Source organism: Janthinobacterium leeuwenhoeki, from assembly GCF_051380795.1.
Taxonomy (GTDB): Bacteria; Pseudomonadota; Gammaproteobacteria; order Burkholderiales; family Burkholderiaceae_D; genus Janthinobacterium.
The window spans coordinates 1-16,003 of sequence record NZ_JBNYXT010000003.1 but is presented as its reverse complement, the minus strand read 5'-3'; the positions used below and the strand labels follow the sequence as shown (position 1 = coordinate 16,003).

At 57.7% G+C, this 16,003-nt stretch carries 13 protein-coding genes; 12 read left to right on the top strand and 1 reads right to left on the bottom strand.

Annotation, left to right across the window (positions count from 1 at the left end; all coding sequences use genetic code 11):
- Positions 1–57: 57 nt before the first annotated feature.
- From tssF to gluQRS, 12 genes are all read left to right on the top strand, one after another.
- Complete coding sequence (gene tssF / locus ACQ4WS_RS03380; protein WP_436473670.1) at positions 58–1,905, top strand: type VI secretion system baseplate subunit TssF; 1,848 nt, start codon at positions 58–60, stop codon at positions 1,903–1,905.
- Positions 1,869–2,921 (top strand): type VI secretion system baseplate subunit TssG, encoded by a 1,053-nt coding sequence (gene tssG, locus ACQ4WS_RS03375; RefSeq protein ID WP_436473668.1) that lies wholly within the window; start codon positions 1,869–1,871, stop codon positions 2,919–2,921. The genes tssF and tssG overlap by 37 nt, the downstream gene beginning before the upstream one ends.
- A 77-nt stretch (positions 2,922–2,998) precedes the next feature.
- The gene (locus tag ACQ4WS_RS03370; protein ID WP_436473666.1) at positions 2,999–5,140 is read left to right on the top strand and encodes a type VI secretion system Vgr family protein; all 2,142 of its coding nucleotides are present in this window, start codon (positions 2,999–3,001) and stop codon (positions 5,138–5,140) included.
- Between the two features lie 2 nt (positions 5,141–5,142).
- A complete protein-coding gene (locus ACQ4WS_RS03365) occupies positions 5,143–6,447 on the top strand; it encodes a DUF2169 family type VI secretion system accessory protein (protein WP_436473664.1) in 1,305 nt (434 codons plus the stop codon).
- Complete coding sequence (locus ACQ4WS_RS03360; RefSeq protein WP_436473663.1) at positions 6,437–11,446, top strand: RHS repeat-associated core domain-containing protein; 5,010 nt, start codon at positions 6,437–6,439, stop codon at positions 11,444–11,446. The genes ACQ4WS_RS03365 and ACQ4WS_RS03360 overlap by 11 nt, the downstream gene beginning before the upstream one ends.
- A complete protein-coding gene (locus ACQ4WS_RS03355; protein ID WP_436473661.1) occupies positions 11,443–11,922 on the top strand; it encodes a hypothetical protein in 480 nt (159 codons plus the stop codon). The genes ACQ4WS_RS03360 and ACQ4WS_RS03355 overlap by 4 nt, the downstream gene beginning before the upstream one ends.
- Positions 11,923–12,325: 403 nt before the next feature.
- Positions 12,326–12,748 (top strand): hypothetical protein, encoded by a 423-nt coding sequence (locus tag ACQ4WS_RS03350; protein ID WP_436473659.1) that lies wholly within the window; start codon positions 12,326–12,328, stop codon positions 12,746–12,748.
- A gap of 57 nt (positions 12,749–12,805) precedes the next feature.
- The gene (locus ACQ4WS_RS03345; protein WP_436473657.1) at positions 12,806–13,006 is read left to right on the top strand and encodes a hypothetical protein; all 201 of its coding nucleotides are present in this window, start codon (positions 12,806–12,808) and stop codon (positions 13,004–13,006) included.
- Positions 13,007–13,075: 69 nt separating this feature from the next.
- Complete coding sequence (locus tag ACQ4WS_RS03340) at positions 13,076–13,465, top strand: VOC family protein (RefSeq protein WP_436473656.1); 390 nt, start codon at positions 13,076–13,078, stop codon at positions 13,463–13,465.
- A gap of 52 nt (positions 13,466–13,517) precedes the next feature.
- The gene (locus tag ACQ4WS_RS03335; RefSeq protein ID WP_436473654.1) at positions 13,518–13,727 is read left to right on the top strand and encodes a hypothetical protein; all 210 of its coding nucleotides are present in this window, start codon (positions 13,518–13,520) and stop codon (positions 13,725–13,727) included.
- Positions 13,728–13,993: 266 nt separating this feature from the next.
- Entirely contained in the window at positions 13,994–14,368 is a 375-nt protein-coding gene (locus ACQ4WS_RS03330) for a hypothetical protein (protein ID WP_436473652.1), read from the top strand.
- A gap of 120 nt (positions 14,369–14,488) precedes the next feature.
- Positions 14,489–15,430, top strand: a complete 942-nt coding sequence (gluQRS, locus tag ACQ4WS_RS03325) for a tRNA glutamyl-Q(34) synthetase GluQRS (RefSeq protein ID WP_436473650.1) — start codon at positions 14,489–14,491, stop codon at positions 15,428–15,430.
- A gap of 57 nt (positions 15,431–15,487) precedes the next feature.
- Here gluQRS and ACQ4WS_RS03320 read toward each other — a convergent pair.
- A partial coding sequence (locus ACQ4WS_RS03320; protein ID WP_436473648.1) for a group II intron maturase-specific domain-containing protein occupies positions 15,488–16,003 on the bottom strand: 516 nt, incomplete at its 5' end.

Sequence of the window (16,003 nt, the reverse complement as noted above, 5' to 3'; positions counted from 1 at the left end):
ACCCACGCGCGCGCCTGATGCCAGCATGAAGCTTTCCTGCTGGCGGAGAGCGCGACCGTGGAACAACTATTGCCATATTACGAGCGCGAGCTGGGCCTGTTTCGCCAGTACACGCGCGAGTTTTCCAGCCGCTATCCGAAGGCGGCCGGACGCCTGCTGATCGCCGGCGAGACGTGCGAAGACCCGCACATCGAGCGCCTGATCCAGTCCGTCGCCCTGCTCACGGCCAGGGTCGCCAAGCGCCTCGACGACGCCTATCCACAATTCACCCATTCCCTGCTCGACACCCTGTATCCGCACTATCTGCGGCCCTTCCCCTCCTGCTCCATCGTGCGCATCGCCGCCGACGAAGCGCCGGGCGGCGGCCAGCTGGCCCAGCTTGCGCATGTCCCGCGCGGCACAGTGCTGCGTTCGCAACCGGTGCAGGGAGTGGCTTGCAAATTTACCAGCGCATATGACGTGACCCTGGTGCCGCTGGGCATTTCTCGCCTGCATTTTTCAGCCATCATCGACGCGCCGCCCGGCCTGCGCCTGCCCGGCGGCGCCAGCGCTTTGCTCAGCATTCAATTCACCAGCGGCAGCGACAACTATCATCTGGATCAGCCGGGTTTTGCCAGCCTGCGCCTGTTTGCCGATGGCGAACCGTCCGTGCGCGCGGCCCTGCTCGACGCCCTGTTCCTGCGCGGCGCGGGCGCATACGTGGCGCTGGACGAACACGGCCCATGGCTAGCCGTCGATGGCACGCCGCTGGCACCGGCCGGCTATGCGGAAGACGACGCGCTGATCCCCATTTCCGCCCGATCGCACCCGGCGCTGCGCCTGCTGACCGAGTATTTCGCCTTTCCGGAAAAATTCCATTTCATCGATATCGCCTGGTCCAGGCTGGCGGCCCTGTTGCCGAAGCAGTGCCGCCAGTTCACCTTGCACCTGCCGCTCAAGGGCGTGCGCAGCGACAGTCACGAAGCGCGGCTCTTGTCCGGCGTCAGCCCCGGCAACCTGCTGCTGGGCTGCACGCCCGTCGTCAACCTGTTTGCCAAGTCCGGCGTGCCGATCCGCCTCACGCATACCGAGCCCGACTACGCCCTGCTGGCCGATGCCACGCATGCGTTTGCCTACGACATCCACAGCATCGATACCGTCAGCCTGGTGCGCAAGGATGAGGCCGGCGAGCGCCTGAGCACCTTCTTGCCGCTGTATGCCTCGCTGCAAGGCGCGCAGAGCGAGCAGGGCCAATATTGGCTGGCGCGCCGCGACGAAGCCGTGGCGGCCATCAGCCCCGGCCATGAAATGCGGCTCAGTTTGATCGACCCGCAGTTTTCACCGGGCAGCGCGGCCTGCGCCACCGTCTCGACGCAGCTGCTGTGCAGCAACCGCGACTTGCCCACGCAGTTGCATTACGGCTTGCCCGGCGGCGACCTGCTGGCCGAAGACGTGCCCGACGGCATACCCGCGCGCTTCCTGCGCAAGCCCTCACCGAGCATGCGTTTCCTGGCGGACAATGGCGCCCACTGGCGCCTGATTGCGCACCTGTCGCTCAATTATTCCAGTTTGACGCAAGCGGGCCTGGGCGAATTCCAGAAAATGCTGAGCCTGTACGACCTGCCCCGTTCGCCCACCACGCAACGCCTGATCCAGGGCATCGTCACGCTCGATCACGGCAGCACGCGCGCGTGGATGCCGACCACGCCGTTTCCCACCCTGATGCCCGGCATCGCCATCCGCATGGGCATCGACGAGCAAGCCTTCGTCGGCAGCAGCCTGTATATTTTTGCCCAGGTGCTGCAGCGCTATTTCGCCCTGAACAGCCAGCTCAACTGCTTTAGCCAACTGACGCTGCTGTCCCAACGCAGCGGCGAGGAAATCCTGCGATGCCCAGAACGCAGCGCCGCCGCCACGCCAGCGTAATCCAGCAATTGCTCGACGCGCCGCAGCGCTTCGAGTGCTTCCAGGCGCTGCGCCTGCTGCTGGCGTGGCTGGCCGAACACGGCATCGACGAGCACACGGCGCTGGCCAAGCGCATACGCTTCGACAATAGCGTCTCGCTGCGCTTTCCCGCCAGCCAGGTCGAAGCGCTGGCGACCAACGGCATCGCCGATGCCGATGCCCTGCTGCAAGCGCTGCTGTCCGGTCACGGCCAGCACATCCACCTGACGCCCGCCTTCATGGGCCTCTTGGGTTGCCAGGGCAGCTTGCCCAGCCACTATTCGGAGCGCATTGCCGCGCACCAGCATAGCGAACGCGACACCAGCGCGCGCGCCTTTCTCGACCTGTTTTCCAGCCGCGCCGTCGCCCTCTTTTACCAGGCCTGGCAAAAATACCGCATCGAGCAGGCTGGCCACAGCGGGGATTTCCTGTCGCGCCTGCTGGCCCTGGCCGCGTGCCAGCCGGGCCAAGAGCAGGGCCAGGACGAGGCAGCAATCGGCCTGTACAGCGGCTTGCTCCAGCAGCGCAACATCTCGTCCATCGTCATGGCGCGCATCCTGACCGAGCACTTCGGCGTGCCCTGCAATATCGACGAGTCGACGGGGGACATGGACGTCTTGGCGCCGCGCGAACAAACGGCGCTGGGCATGGCCAATGCCGTACTGGGCCAGCGCGCCACCGTCGGCGAGCGCTGCCGCCGTCCCGACCTGGCCGTGCGGCTGCGCCTCGGCCCGCTCACGGCGCAGCAGCACGCCAGCTTTTTGCCGCGCGCCCCTGCTAGCCAAGCGCTACGGCGCATGCTGATGCTGTTCGGCCAGCCGCTGGTGCGCTACGAGATCGTGCTCGTGCTGCGCGCCAGCGAGGTGCGGGGACTGACATTGACGACCGCGCCACAAGGCGGTCTCGGCTGCAACAGTTTCCTCGGCGATGCGGCATCACCGCGCCACCGCGACGACATGCATTACGAAATGCAATTGATGCCCTCAATCAACGATTGATCCTTGCGGCAGCGCAAAACGCTAGTGTTCGCTATTGCTACAGTCGGTCAACGATTCCTACCGTGAAGCGATGCGCGATGAGCCAGTTCCCCGATACGACGGCGGCATGGACGACATTAACGGGCGAGATGCAGCGCCAGCGCCTGCTGCGCCTGCAGTTTCCACATGGCGACGGTCCCATCAACAGCCAGTTCCTCGCCAACAGCCTGGCCGCCAGCGAAAGCCTGTCGCGCGACTTTTCCTATGTGGTGGAAGTGCTGTCCGATAATGCCAGCATCGCGCTCGACAAAGTGATGGGCAAGATGGTGACCATCGAACTGGTGCGCGAAGACGGCAGCTTGCGCTACTTCAATGGCTATGTATTCGAGTTCCGCTTCCTGCGCACGGACGGCGGCTTCGCCTTCTATGAAATGCTGCTGGAGCCGTGGCTGTCGCACCTGCACTTGCGGCAAAACAATGTCGCCTTCCACGGCTTGACGGTGGCGGCGCTGACGGACAAGGTCTTCGATGATTACCTGATGCGCGACTACAAGCTGGCCGCCAGCGGAGCCGACCCCGCCATCACCTACACGTGTCAGCACAACGAGAGCGACCACAACCTGCTGCACCGCCATTGGGAACAGCTGGGCTGGCACTACCGCTACGAACACCGCCTTGACGGTCACACCTTGTGGCTATGCGACGACAGCACCACCGGCAAGCCCATCGATGGCGATCTGAGCGAAATACCCTTCCAGCACCAAGCCGGTTCCCTGGAAGACGATGGCGTGCATCAATGGAGCACGGTGCGGCGCATGGCACCAAGTCAGATGACGGTGGCCAGCTTTAACTTCAAGAATCCGCGCAGCGCCCGCGCCAGCGGCGACTCGCTGAACAAACAAGGCGCCGTGCCCGCGCTGGAAGTGTATGAAAACACGGGCAGCTACGGTTTTAAAAACATCGACGATGGCGAAGCCCTGGCCCGGCGCCGCATGGAAGAGCGCGACGCCCAGGGCCAGCTGTTCGAAGCGCAGGGCAACGACCGCACGGCGCAGCCGGGACGCTGGTTCACCCTGGGCGGGCATTTCGACAGCGCAGCTGGCGAATACCTGATCCTGTCCGTGCATCACTACGCCAGCAACAACTACCAGCAAGGGCACGGCGCCACTTCGCACTACAGCAACACATTTACGTGCATCCCCCGCGCCACTCCCTGGCGCCCCGGCCGCAACTTCCATAGCCGCGAGCCGAAAATCTACGGCGTGCAGACGGCCACCGTCGTCGGGCCGCCCGGCGAGGAAATCCACACGGACGGTTACGGACGGGTAAAGGTGCAATTCCACTGGGACCGCCTGGGAAGCTTCGACGACAAAAGTTCGCCGTGGATAAGAGTGATATCGAACTGGGCCGGACCGAATTTCGGCCATATCAGCCTGCCCAGGGTGGGCATGGAAGTGGCCGTGCAATTTCCTGACGGTAACGTCGCCATGCCCATCATCATCGGCTGCGTCTACAACGCGCGCAATATGCCGCCATGGGAGCTACCGGCCAACAAGACGCAAAGCGGCATGCTGAGCCGCTCGTCAAAGAAGGGTTCCGCCGCGCACGCCAACGCCTTGCGCTTCGAAGACCGCAAGGATGCGGAAGAGCTATGGCTGCATGCGGAAAAAGACCAGCGCATCGAAGTCGAGCACGACGAGTCGCACTGGGTCGGCAATGACCGGAAAAAGACTGTCGACCGCGATGAAACCGTGCACGTCAAGCGCGACCGCACGGAAACGGTGGGCCACGATGAAGACATCACCGTGCACAACAACCGCCGTGAGCGCGTTGACCTTGACGAACACATCGACATCGGCGACAACCGCCGCGAACACGTGGGCGGCAACGAGCAGGTGCAGATCGACGGCCACCGTTCGGAACGGGTGACCCTGGCCAAAGACGAAACGATCGGCCTGGCCAAGGTGCTGACCATCGGCGCCGCCTACCAGACCACCGTCATCGGCGCCATGAACACCACCGTGGTGCTGGCGCAGGCCGAGCAGATCGGCCTGGCAAAAAGCGTCATCGTCGGCGCCGACAGCACGCTCACGGCCACCGATTCGCACACGATGACTGTTGGCACGTCCAGCATCACCATCACGCCGGGACGCATCGAGCTGGTTGCCGATGAAATCATCATCCGCGGCAGGTCGAAGGTGCAGATCCATGGCGACGACATCGACAACAATCCGGGCTGACGATGAACGACGCCGGCACCGCCCATTTCAACATCCCCAACCTGCTGTTCGACAACCGCACGCCGCACGCGGCCAGCCAGTTCGACATGGTCGACCAGTTTGGCGCAGCCTTCCACGTAGTGGTGGCGCGCATGGGCTACACCATGGGGCCGTGCAGCGCCGATGGCCTGGCCAGCCTGCTGCCCATGGCGCGGCCATCGCCGCTGGCCACGGAAGACCGGCACCTGGGTGGCGACACGCAGGCGGGCACTGTGCAGGAGAGCGACTTCGCGCCCTATAAACCGCGTTGCGACGTGATCGTCAATGGCGTGGCGCACGCGCCGCGCGGGCAGGCGATGCCGCAATTTCTCGTCAACCTGAAGGTGCAGTCAGAAAAAAAGACCCTGATCGACAAGACCCTGCAAGTAAGTGGCGAGCGCGCCTTCCGCAAGAAAGCCATGCTGACGCGCCTGGCGCAGGGCTGCGCCCGCATTGCCACGGCGGGCTTGCTGCGGCCGAACCCGTGGCAACTATCCGCACCGGAAGCGTTCCTGCAATTGCCGCTGCACTATGCCTATGCATATGGCGGCCAATGCCGCATCGAGGCCGATGACTGCAACGCGGCGGCGCACGATTCCTGCCAGGCCAACCCGCTGGGACGGGGCTTTGCGCGCCACTGGTACCTGGATGCGAAACAGATCAATGAAATGCTCGCGCCTCGTGTCAACCATCTGGCACTACCATGCACGGCCGTCCAGTTCTGGCAAGGCGCGAGCGGCAAGGAGCTGCCGCCGCCGGCGGGGCTGGCCGTGATCGGCCGTGGCTGGCTGCCGCGCCGCAAGCTGGCGGGCCACATCGTGGTCAAGGACAAATGGGATGCCGAGGAAGTCCCCGCCCTACCGGAAGACTTCGACTTTGCCTACTGGAACAGCACACCACCCGATCAGCAATGCCCGCACCTGGCGGGACGAGAGCAATTCACGCTGACCAATCTGTGCCGCCACGACCATCCTTCGGCCCGCATCGACCCGCGCGGCAACACGGTGCTGCGCTTCGCCCTGCCGCAACAGGTGCTGTGCCTGCTGCTGGCGGACAAGAACGACCAGTTGCTCGTCTGGCGCCTGGCCATCGATACGGTGCAGATCGATCCTGAGGCGGCCAGCGTGGAGCTGGTCTGGCGCGCCCTCGTGCCGGCCGACGCGGGCCAGGTCGCGTCACGCCTGCTGCACCTGATGGAACCAGCACAGATCGCCCGCATCGAACTGCTGGAACAGGCCCAGGAAGCACTGGGCAAGGCGGCCGGGCAAGGTAAAAACAATGACGAATGAAACCGTCACCAAAGCCTCGCGCTTCTATTGCGTCAGCCTCAGTCCCGACATTTGCAAGACGCCCGTCGGCTCCAGCACGCCCCCACTTCCCTACAGCATCATCGGTGAATTCTCGGAGGCACAGAACGCTTCGCCCAACATCAAGTCGCACAGCGAACCCGTCATCCTGCACCAGCGCAGCACCATTCCCACTGTCAAGGGCGACGCGGCCGGCAAGGCGGGCGGCGTCAAGAGCGGCACCGTCGGCAAACAGGTCGACACCAAGGTCGCCAGCGCCATCCACCGCGCCAACGGCGCCAACCTGGTGCAGATGGGGCGCGAAGTATGGATGAATTCGCGCAATACCGTGGGCAAGATTTATGAGCGGGGCGCGGAGGCGGCCAAGCCCGTGCTCAAGGAACTGAAGGCGGCGATACGGGAAGCGGCACAAGACTACAAGGATCATGGTTCGAAGAGCATGCATGGCGCCGCCGAAGACATGGTGGACGCGGGCGGCGCCGTCCTGACAGGCAGCGCCGTGCTGGGTGTCGCCGGAGTGGGCGTGGCGGCAACGGGAGTGGGCGCCCCCGTTGCCGCTGCGATGGAAACGGCGGCGGCGGCAGGCGCCGTTGCTGGCACGGCGACCGTTGTCAGTGGAACGGCAGTGGAAGCCTCTGCCGCGGTACTCGACCAGGCGGCCGACTACCTATTGACAGGCAAGACACCCGACTTGCTCAATACCGCCTCAGACATCGTCATGAATGCGGCAGACACAGTACTGCAAGCGGCGGTGTTTAGCAAGATTCCAGGCGGAAAAATACTGAGCAAGTTCCTCGGCAAAAAAGCGGCGCCGGGCATCAACAAGGTCAAGGACAAACTGGTCGGCAAAAAACCGGACAAGCCGCCCCAAAAACTCGACAACCCTCCCCCAAAAAACGGTGGCGACGACGGCAAGAGCCGGGGCAAGAAAGAGCCGAAATCGGAACCGCCGTCCGACTGCTGCCCGAAAGATAGCGGCCCCGCGAAAAAACCCGTCAAGGGCCGCAAGCCCGTGCATTTCGGCACGGGCCAGGAAATCCTGTACCAGACGGATTTCGCGCTCGAACGCAGCATTCCCATCGCCTGGACGCGCTGCTACCGTTCCGGCGCCGAATGCGAAGACTGGGGCTTGCTGGGCGCGCGCTGGTCCACACCCTACACCACCAGCCTGTCGCTGTGCGATGTGGGCATCGTGTTGCACGATGACAGCGGCCGCGCCCTGCGCCTGCCCCACCTGGAAGCGGGCCAACAGCACGACAGCCGCAAGGAAGGCTTTACGCTGACGCGCGACGGCGCCGACACTTTTACCGTGCTATGGCGCGACGGCAGCGTCGACCGCTACGCGTACGCTGAAGGCGGCTGGTTGCCGCACGGCTACGACGGCGTCAACGCCATGCTGGCCCCATCCGCTCCCGTCGCCACGCAGCGCTTTGCGCTTGTGCGTAGCGAAGGGCGGGATGGACGCGGCATCCACATAGACCGATACATGGATGCCAAACCGGGCGCAGTGCTGCTGCGCCTGCGCAGCGACGATGGCGGCGTGCTCGAGGCCATGCGTGGAGCTGAGGAAACGGCCATCCACATCGGCAGCATCGACGAGGTATTGCCCGACGGCAGCCGCCTCTGCCACGTCCGCTACGCCTATGCCGTTGAGACGAACGATGGTCAGCCGCCCTTCGCGCCCCGCCACAACCTGGTCAGCCAGTCGAATGCGCTGGGAGACACGCGCCGCTACAGCTATCGTCATCACCTGCTCACATCGTGCAGCAGCTACACGGGTTTTAGTTACGAGTTGGAATGGATCAGCCTGGACGCGCTGCGCGCCCGCTGGAGCGGTTCCCCATTGAGCGAACCGGAGCTGGCGCAGCGCCATCCCATCAGCTTGGCCAACAGTTACCAGGCGCGCGCCATCGCCACCCGGGCATGCGATGGCAGCGAGCACACGCGCGTCGATTACTTGGACAACGACACCAGCCGCGTCACGGAAAACGGCGGCGTCCTCGAATACACATTCGACGCCAACTGGCTGGTCACCGAAGTGCGCCGCGTGAACGGCGACAAGGCCGCCTCGCTGGGCCGGCGCGAATGGGACCCCGATGGCATGCTGCTGGCCGATATCGATGCCAACGGCGCCGCCACCCGCTACGCCTACGATGCAGCCGGCAACCTGACCCGCAGCACCGATGCCAAGGGACACAGCAGCAGCATCGACTACGATGGCCAGAACCAGCCCGTCGCCTTCACGGATGCGCTGGGCAACACCGCACGCCGCGAATACGATGCGGCAGGCCGCCCCGTCAGCATCACCGATGCGCTGGGCCACGTCACGCGCTACCGCTACGACCAGGGCGGCCAACTGGTGGAACTGGTCGACGCCAGGGGCGGCAGCAAGCATTTTCAGTACAGCCACCAGGGCTGGCTGACCAGCTACACGGACTGTTCCGGCCACAGCAGCGAATACAGCTACGACAAGCAGGGAAGATTGACGGCTACACGCGATGCCATGGGCCACGTCAGCAGCTATGAGTACGATGGCCTCGGCCGCCTGACCGGACTCATCGCACCAGACAAAACACGGGAACACTACGCCTACGATGCAGACGGCAATCTGCTCTTGCAAGAGGATGGCGCCGGCCAGAAGACGCGCTACCGCTACAACGGCCAGGGCTTGCCGGTGGAGCGCACGGACGCCATCGGCCAGACGGTGCAGTATCGCTATGATGCCGCACTGCAACTGACGGAATTGATCAATGCCAAAGGCGAAAGCTACCGGCTCGCGTATCACGTGGAAGGCTGGCTGGCGTCGGAAACGGGCTTCGACGGCAAGCGCACGCAATACGGCTATGACCCGGCCGGCAACCTGACGGCCACCGAGTGCGGCAGCCAGCGCACGCAGCTGCTGCGCGACGCGCTCGGTTTGTTGCAAGTCAAGACCACGGCGGACGGTACGGTGCGCTACTCCTACGATGCGCTTGGCCGCCTGACGGCCGTTTCAGCTCCGCAAGCCGAACAGCGTTTCTTCCACGATGCGCTGGGCCAGTTGACCGAAGAGTGCAGCGCATATTTTCTGCAATCCCTACCCGATGCCGGCAGGCTGCCCAATGCCCCACGCGTGCCGGATGCCAGCTTTGTCATGACGCACGCCTATGATGAGCTGGGCAACCGCATCCAGACGGTCTTGCCGAACGGCCGCCGCATCGACACCCTGCGCTACGGCTCCGGCCACTGGCATGGTGTGCTGTGGCAAGGCAAGGCCGTGGTCGATGTCGAACGCGACAAGCTGCACCGCGAAAAGCAGCGGCAGCTGGGCAACAGCGGCTTGCTCGCCACGCGCCAGTACGACCCGCAATCGCGGCTCACACAAATGACCCTGGCGCGCGGCGCCGATGCGCCCGCCCCCGTGCGCGAACGCCGCTTCGACTACGATACACAAGGCAACCTGACCACCATTTCTCAAACAGGCACCACCGCTACCGGCCCGCTCGGCAAACTCAGCTATACCTACGACCCCGTCGGCCAACTGCTGGCCGCCGTGCAGCCGGGCCTAGCCGAACACTACACCTTCGATCCGGCAGGCAATCTGCTCGACAAGGCACCCGCGCCAGGCAACGTCCTGAAAAACTATGGCGATACGGAATACGATTACGACGAGCAAGGCAATGCCACCAGCAAGCGCTTCCATCCGCCGGGCAGGGAATCGACCTGGAGCGATCTGAAGCTCGAATACGACGCCGAAAACCGTCTCAGCCACGCCACCAGGATGGAACGCCAGTCACGCCACCGCGCCCGCTATTTCTACGACGCATTCAGCCGCCGCATCGCCAAGCGGGTAGAGGAAGCACGTTGGAGCAAGCAGCAAAACATCACCAAGGACCAGCCCGCCAACTGTGGTAGTACCACCACCTTCTTCGTCTGGGATGGCGACACGCTGGCACAGGAACTTGGGCACGAAGAAACGGTCACATATCTGTACGAGCCGGACAGCTTCGTGCCGCTGGCCAGGATCAGTTCGCCAGCCTGTCGCCAGGCAAGCACGGTCCACCTGCCGCGCGTCGCGCAATGGGATTTACCCGCCACCCGGCACGACGCCGAACTGCAAGCCGCGATTGCGCAAGAACAAGCGGACATCGAAGCGCTGCATATATCCGTATGGCAACATACCCAGGCGGCAGCCGATGACGCGGCAGCACACGACCGCATCACCCACTACCACTGCGACCACCTGGGCACGCCGCGTGAGCTGACGGATGCGCAAGGGAGCGTGGTCTGGAGCGGGCGTTACAAAGCGTGGGGGCGTTTGCTGCACATCGAGGGAGAAATCGAACAGCCGCTGCGATTTCAGGGGCAGTATGAGGATCGGGAAACGGGGCAATTTTATAACCGTTACCGCTACTATGATCCGGATGTAGCTAGGTATGTGACGCAAGATCCGGTTGGCTTGCTTGGTGGACTGAACAGCTATCAATACGCGCCAAGCCCGATTTTGTGGATTGATCCATTAGGACTGGCGAAAAATGCCAAAAATTGTCCTAAAAATCTGATTTGTAACGCATGTACAGGTCGTGATCCGGCTAGTGAAGCAAAAAACTGGCAAGGTCCTCTTAATTTTCCATATTTAGGTCAAGATATATATAGTAATGTTGTCGTAAAAAAGGGAACTGTTTTATTTACTTTATATCCACATGGACCTGCACCGGGAAATTACTTCTCCAAGGCGGATGCAGTTTTAGCAAATGGTGAGGCGAGAAAATTCAACGATGCGGTACAGGTAGCACATGCTGATAATTCCAAGCATAAAGGGGTTCGTCCCATGCGTAAAAAACTTCATGTCTACATATTAAAAGAAGATACTTGCATGGCAGAGGGAATATCAAGAAATAACCCAAATTTTGGAGCGGGAGGTGCGCAACAATTATTTTTAGAAAATAGAGACAAAAAAAACTTAATTGACACTGGGAAAATAATTTCTCTAAAAAAATGAAAAAAATATCCTTTGACACAAAAAACGGTTACCTCCTATTAAGCGGCGTCATAATTGCACCACTTAACGAATATAAATTCAACAAAACTGCGGAAGAAAATAACATTGAAATAGAAAACAATCAAACAAACACCTATGTACATAGTTTATCAACGTGCGGAAAATTAAATGAATTTGAATTTGGTATAAATTTTACTTTTGAAAATTATTGCATGACGAGTGTTTGGCTATCGTGGGATGGAGGAAACACAAAAAAATATGGATATGACACAACAGAAAACCAATTAATAGCCGACAAAAACAGTCTGACAAAATTACTTGCTGAAGTCTTGGGCAAAGATCCTGATGAGATAAAAAAGACGTTCTCCGCATTTAATTTCCCATGGGGAAATATCTCGGCTTCAGCATCAATTCAATCAGCTACGACGTCAATTGGAATATCCTGGAATTGTGGCATCCAGACTAACAAAGATTAATTGAGTTAAAATTCTCCATTATAGAAAATTCAAAATTCGCAAACATTTCCATTGTGCAATATGCATTATTTTCATCCTTCAAGAACTCAGACGAATAAAATGAAAATTCTTATTTACCCACATAAGAAATTTTTGTCAAGTATGAAGTTTGAAATTAAAAATAGAACTGATATCCAAATTAAGCTATCGAAGGCTTGGAATACCAAACTAATCACGCCAGAAATAATCAATCTACTGATTAATGAAAATTCAGAGGAAAAGAGTTGGAAATACGTTTTTTGTATTTTTCTAAATCCGAGTTTCTTCTCCGCTTATTTTTATGCCCAATCAGAAAACTATAGGGTAAGCCTGGTTGATGAAAATAAGAAACTGATAAAATTTCACAAAATTTAAATTATTGACAATGAATATAATTCGTGATTTTAAATTTAAAGATGGATATTTTTCTGTAAACGAATCGATCATTCTATTTAGAGGAATGAAAAGAAAAAATCTACACTCGATGGATCAAGGCTGGGAAGCATGGATAAAGTATGAGGAGGAGGTAATCGCCTACAAAACAAGTTTCAAACTAAAAAAATTGAGAATAATAGTTATTTGTTTTTTTGAGAAAGATGATGGTCCCATAAAATACTGGGATTTTGGTCCGGAAAATTGCATGGATGGTTTTCAGTCTAAACCCGAAGGAAAATATACAAGAAGATTGAGACGCTGGTTTCTGGATGAGTTTGGCATCGTTCTGCCGCAAGCAGGGCCATGGGGGGAAATAGACGCCTGTCACGATCCACATAATCAAACCACATCAGTTTTTTGCGCATATCAATAAAACCAATATTAAATTCAGATTACCATATAGATGAATATTTCAGATATTGGATACGAGATGGCAATTTTGAACATACCATCAAATGCGTTCTCGATTGGCGATCCGACTCAGGATGAGAGTCTGTGCATAAGAGAAAAAAATGGACATTGGGAGGTTTTTTACTATGAACGAGGAATAAAGACAGGGCTTCGCGTTTTCAAAGAAGAACATGAAGCCTGTGAAAATTTTTTATTTACAATAAAATCCTGGTTTATGTAATTTAAAAAGTAATATTTTTCGCATTTATCCTCTCTTCCAAGGATAACTATGAAATCCAGAAAAAATCACATGTTAAAAACAATCAATATAGGAGTACGCTGCCTGAATTTTGACGAAGCAAAAGAATTTTACATTGATAATCTCGGATTTTTCATTACGATGGATAGCATCATTCAGTGTGACTCAGGTACCAGTCGCCGCCTCACGATGGCGCACGAGTCCAACAAAAAATTCTCAATAGAATTCATGCCTCCTTCAAACATTGAGCAAGCACATCGCGTAGGTAGCAAAGGTGGCACGATCAATCTACTCACTTTACCAACGAAAAATATTGACACGCTCAAGGAGCGACTGGAAAAAACTGCTTTTTTCGTCAATTACGTAAAGGCTCCTTACGCAAGTTTTCTGAACGTCGAAGATCCGATGGTGAACAATATTTGCCTCTACGAACCGTGCTGAATCACTGCAATAATTCATATGAGATGCCTCATTCAAAATTCCGCATGACAGAATGAAAAAGTTTGAAATCCCAAACTATATTTTTGATTTCATTGATGGATTACTTCTCGTCAATGGAGAAAATACATTATCGAAAAAAACTCCAGCAAACGATTTCATAAATAGCATTGTCAATACATTCCATACCAAACCCACAACAACAGGGACTGGAATGTATATTTTTGATATCAATGGATGGGTAGACGATTACGTTGTGAATTAATTATTATAAAAGAAAATTTCCCCGAAATAGATTACATAATATTGCATTACTTTGAAAATAATTCTGTAGACAAAGGTGTAAGTGCGTCATCGCTAGTCAAGCAAATTCAAAGAAAGTCTGGCATTCCCGGCCAGGTGAAAGGACTATCAGAAATAGTATTTCAATTTTCGTGGGGAAGCGTTATCGTACGGCATGACATAAAAATATCCTCATCATGCATAATCTTGCAGTACAAAATAGCCAGAAAATCACCCCTCAGATTGAAAATGAATGATCATCGTGAATCGAATATCAATATAGATAAATCTATAGAAGTGCAGCAACGAATAATAGAATTCATAAAAAACAGTGATACTTTTTTTCCAAAAGAAAGTGAGATACGTTGGTTGATTTTATTGAAGAAACTACCTCGGAAATTAAAAATCTGTCTTCTCAATGAGATTTCTTTGGGAAATTCATTGATAGCAATGCATTCTTCAGGCTGGCCAGATGAGGGGAGCGTTGTAGCACTGCTCAGTAACAAGTTCAGAACCAAGAAATTCGACAAGGATTTACATTTCAGAGAACTGAATGACGCGCATTACTGCAAAGAAGAAATTTCATATGTTGAAGATAACGTTACGCATTTGATTATCAATTAGGCAATACCCAGAACCGCCCAGGATTTGACTTGCCCATCGCCCTGCACGATACTTGCCGCTGTTGCCAAAGCTCCCCATCCTGAGCAATAAACGCCTGTCACCACCGCCTACACTCACAGCATGCCGTCTCCGAACTCTCCCACCGCCCCCTACATCGGCCGCTTCGCCCCCTCTCCCTCCGGCCCCCTGCACATGGGCTCGCTCGTTGCCGCCATGGCCAGCTATCTCGATGCGAAGGTGCATCGCGGCACGTGGCTGCTGCGTATCGAGGACCTGGACTATGACCGCAATGTCGAAGGTGCCGATCTAGGCATCCTGGCCAGCCTGCAGCGCTGCGGCATGGCGTGGGATGGCGAGGCGACGTGGCAAAGCCGGCGGCTGCCGCTGTACGAGGCGGCGCTGAAGCAATTGCAGGACGATGGCCTCGTGTATGCGTGCGGCTGCTCGCGCAAGGAGATCCAGGATTCGAATTTGCAGGCGGGAGCGCCAAAAAATGGGGCCGCCGTATATCCAGGCACCTGCCGCCACGGCCTGGCGCCGGGCAAGGCGGCGCGAGCCCTGCGGCTGCGGCTGCCGCAGGGGGCTGATGCGGTGTACTCGTTTGCCGACCGCTGGGCGGGTCCGCAGCAGCAAGATCTGGCCAGCGAAGTGGGCGACTTCATCGTGCTGCGCGGCGATGGTTACTGGGCGTATCAACTGGCCGTGGTGGTCGACGATGGCGCGCAGGGCATCACGCAGGTGGTGCGCGGCGCGGATTTGCTCGATTCCACGCCGCGCCAACTGTATCTGCAGGATGTGCTGGGCTTGCCCCATCCGAGCTTCCTGCACGTGCCTGTCGTCACGAACGACAGCGGCGAAAAACTGTCGAAACAGACGGGCGCCCTCGCCTTCGATACAGGAACACAAGCAACCGAACTGCTGGCCTCGGCGCTGCTGCCGGCCGCCCGCTTCCTCGGCCTCGACGTGCGTGCAGACAACGTGGAAGACTTCTGGCGGCAAGCCATTCCCGCCTGGGCACAGCGGCTGGCGCGACTTCCCGAACGCCATCGAGTAGGGGGCTGAGTTACCTCAGCCGCCCTCTCACACCACCGTACGTGCGGTTCCGCATACGGCGGTTCATTAAACACGCTGGAAGCGTCGCTGAGTATTCAGCAACGAAACCAACCCTAGTACATCAAAGAAGTGTTTTGGATAGGCCACGTTCATATGGCTTGCTCCGGCGTTCCACCAAGGGCCGCGTCCGTTGCTTGCCGATTTCCGTGCTCGCGTCGCATCCAACCCCCTTGTTTGCAGTCGCTTGTTACGGGTGGCCGGTCGCTTCCATTGCCGCCAGAGCAGGCAACGCAGCTTGCGCCGGATCCATCCGTCCAGATCCTCCAACACACCCTTCACCTCGGTCAGACGGAAATACGATGTCCAGCCACGCAGCACCGGGTTAAGCGCCGCAATCGTTTTGTCGAGGTTGCACGAGGCATTCCCGACGACGATTTCGCGCACCCTGTCTTTCAATCGTTTAACACTGCTGTCAGCGATTTTCAGGCGTACCTGTTTGTGCCACGTGAAGCTGTAACCCAGGAACTTCCTCGCCCAAGGTCGGGCAACGGCGCTTTTGTCATGGTTGACCCGCAGCTTCAG

Coding starts and splice junctions, on each gene's coding strand:
- ACQ4WS_RS03335 (WP_436473654.1), top strand. CDS start 13,518: ATGAAAAAGTTTGAAATCCCAAACTATATTTTTGATTTCATTGATGGA.
- ACQ4WS_RS03365 (WP_436473664.1), top strand. CDS start 5,143: ATGAACGACGCCGGCACCGCCCATTTCAACATCCCCAACCTGCTGTTC.
- ACQ4WS_RS03345 (WP_436473657.1), top strand. CDS start 12,806: ATGGCAATTTTGAACATACCATCAAATGCGTTCTCGATTGGCGATCCG.
- ACQ4WS_RS03355 (WP_436473661.1), top strand. CDS start 11,443: ATGAAAAAAATATCCTTTGACACAAAAAACGGTTACCTCCTATTAAGC.
- ACQ4WS_RS03370 (WP_436473666.1), top strand. CDS start 2,999: ATGAGCCAGTTCCCCGATACGACGGCGGCATGGACGACATTAACGGGC.
- tssG (WP_436473668.1), top strand. CDS start 1,869: ATGCCCAGAACGCAGCGCCGCCGCCACGCCAGCGTAATCCAGCAATTG.
- gluQRS (WP_436473650.1), top strand. CDS start 14,489: ATGCCGTCTCCGAACTCTCCCACCGCCCCCTACATCGGCCGCTTCGCC.
- ACQ4WS_RS03340 (WP_436473656.1), top strand. CDS start 13,076: ATGTTAAAAACAATCAATATAGGAGTACGCTGCCTGAATTTTGACGAA.
- ACQ4WS_RS03360 (WP_436473663.1), top strand. CDS start 6,437: ATGACGAATGAAACCGTCACCAAAGCCTCGCGCTTCTATTGCGTCAGC.
- ACQ4WS_RS03330 (WP_436473652.1), top strand. CDS start 13,994: ATGAATGATCATCGTGAATCGAATATCAATATAGATAAATCTATAGAA.
- ACQ4WS_RS03350 (WP_436473659.1), top strand. CDS start 12,326: ATGAATATAATTCGTGATTTTAAATTTAAAGATGGATATTTTTCTGTA.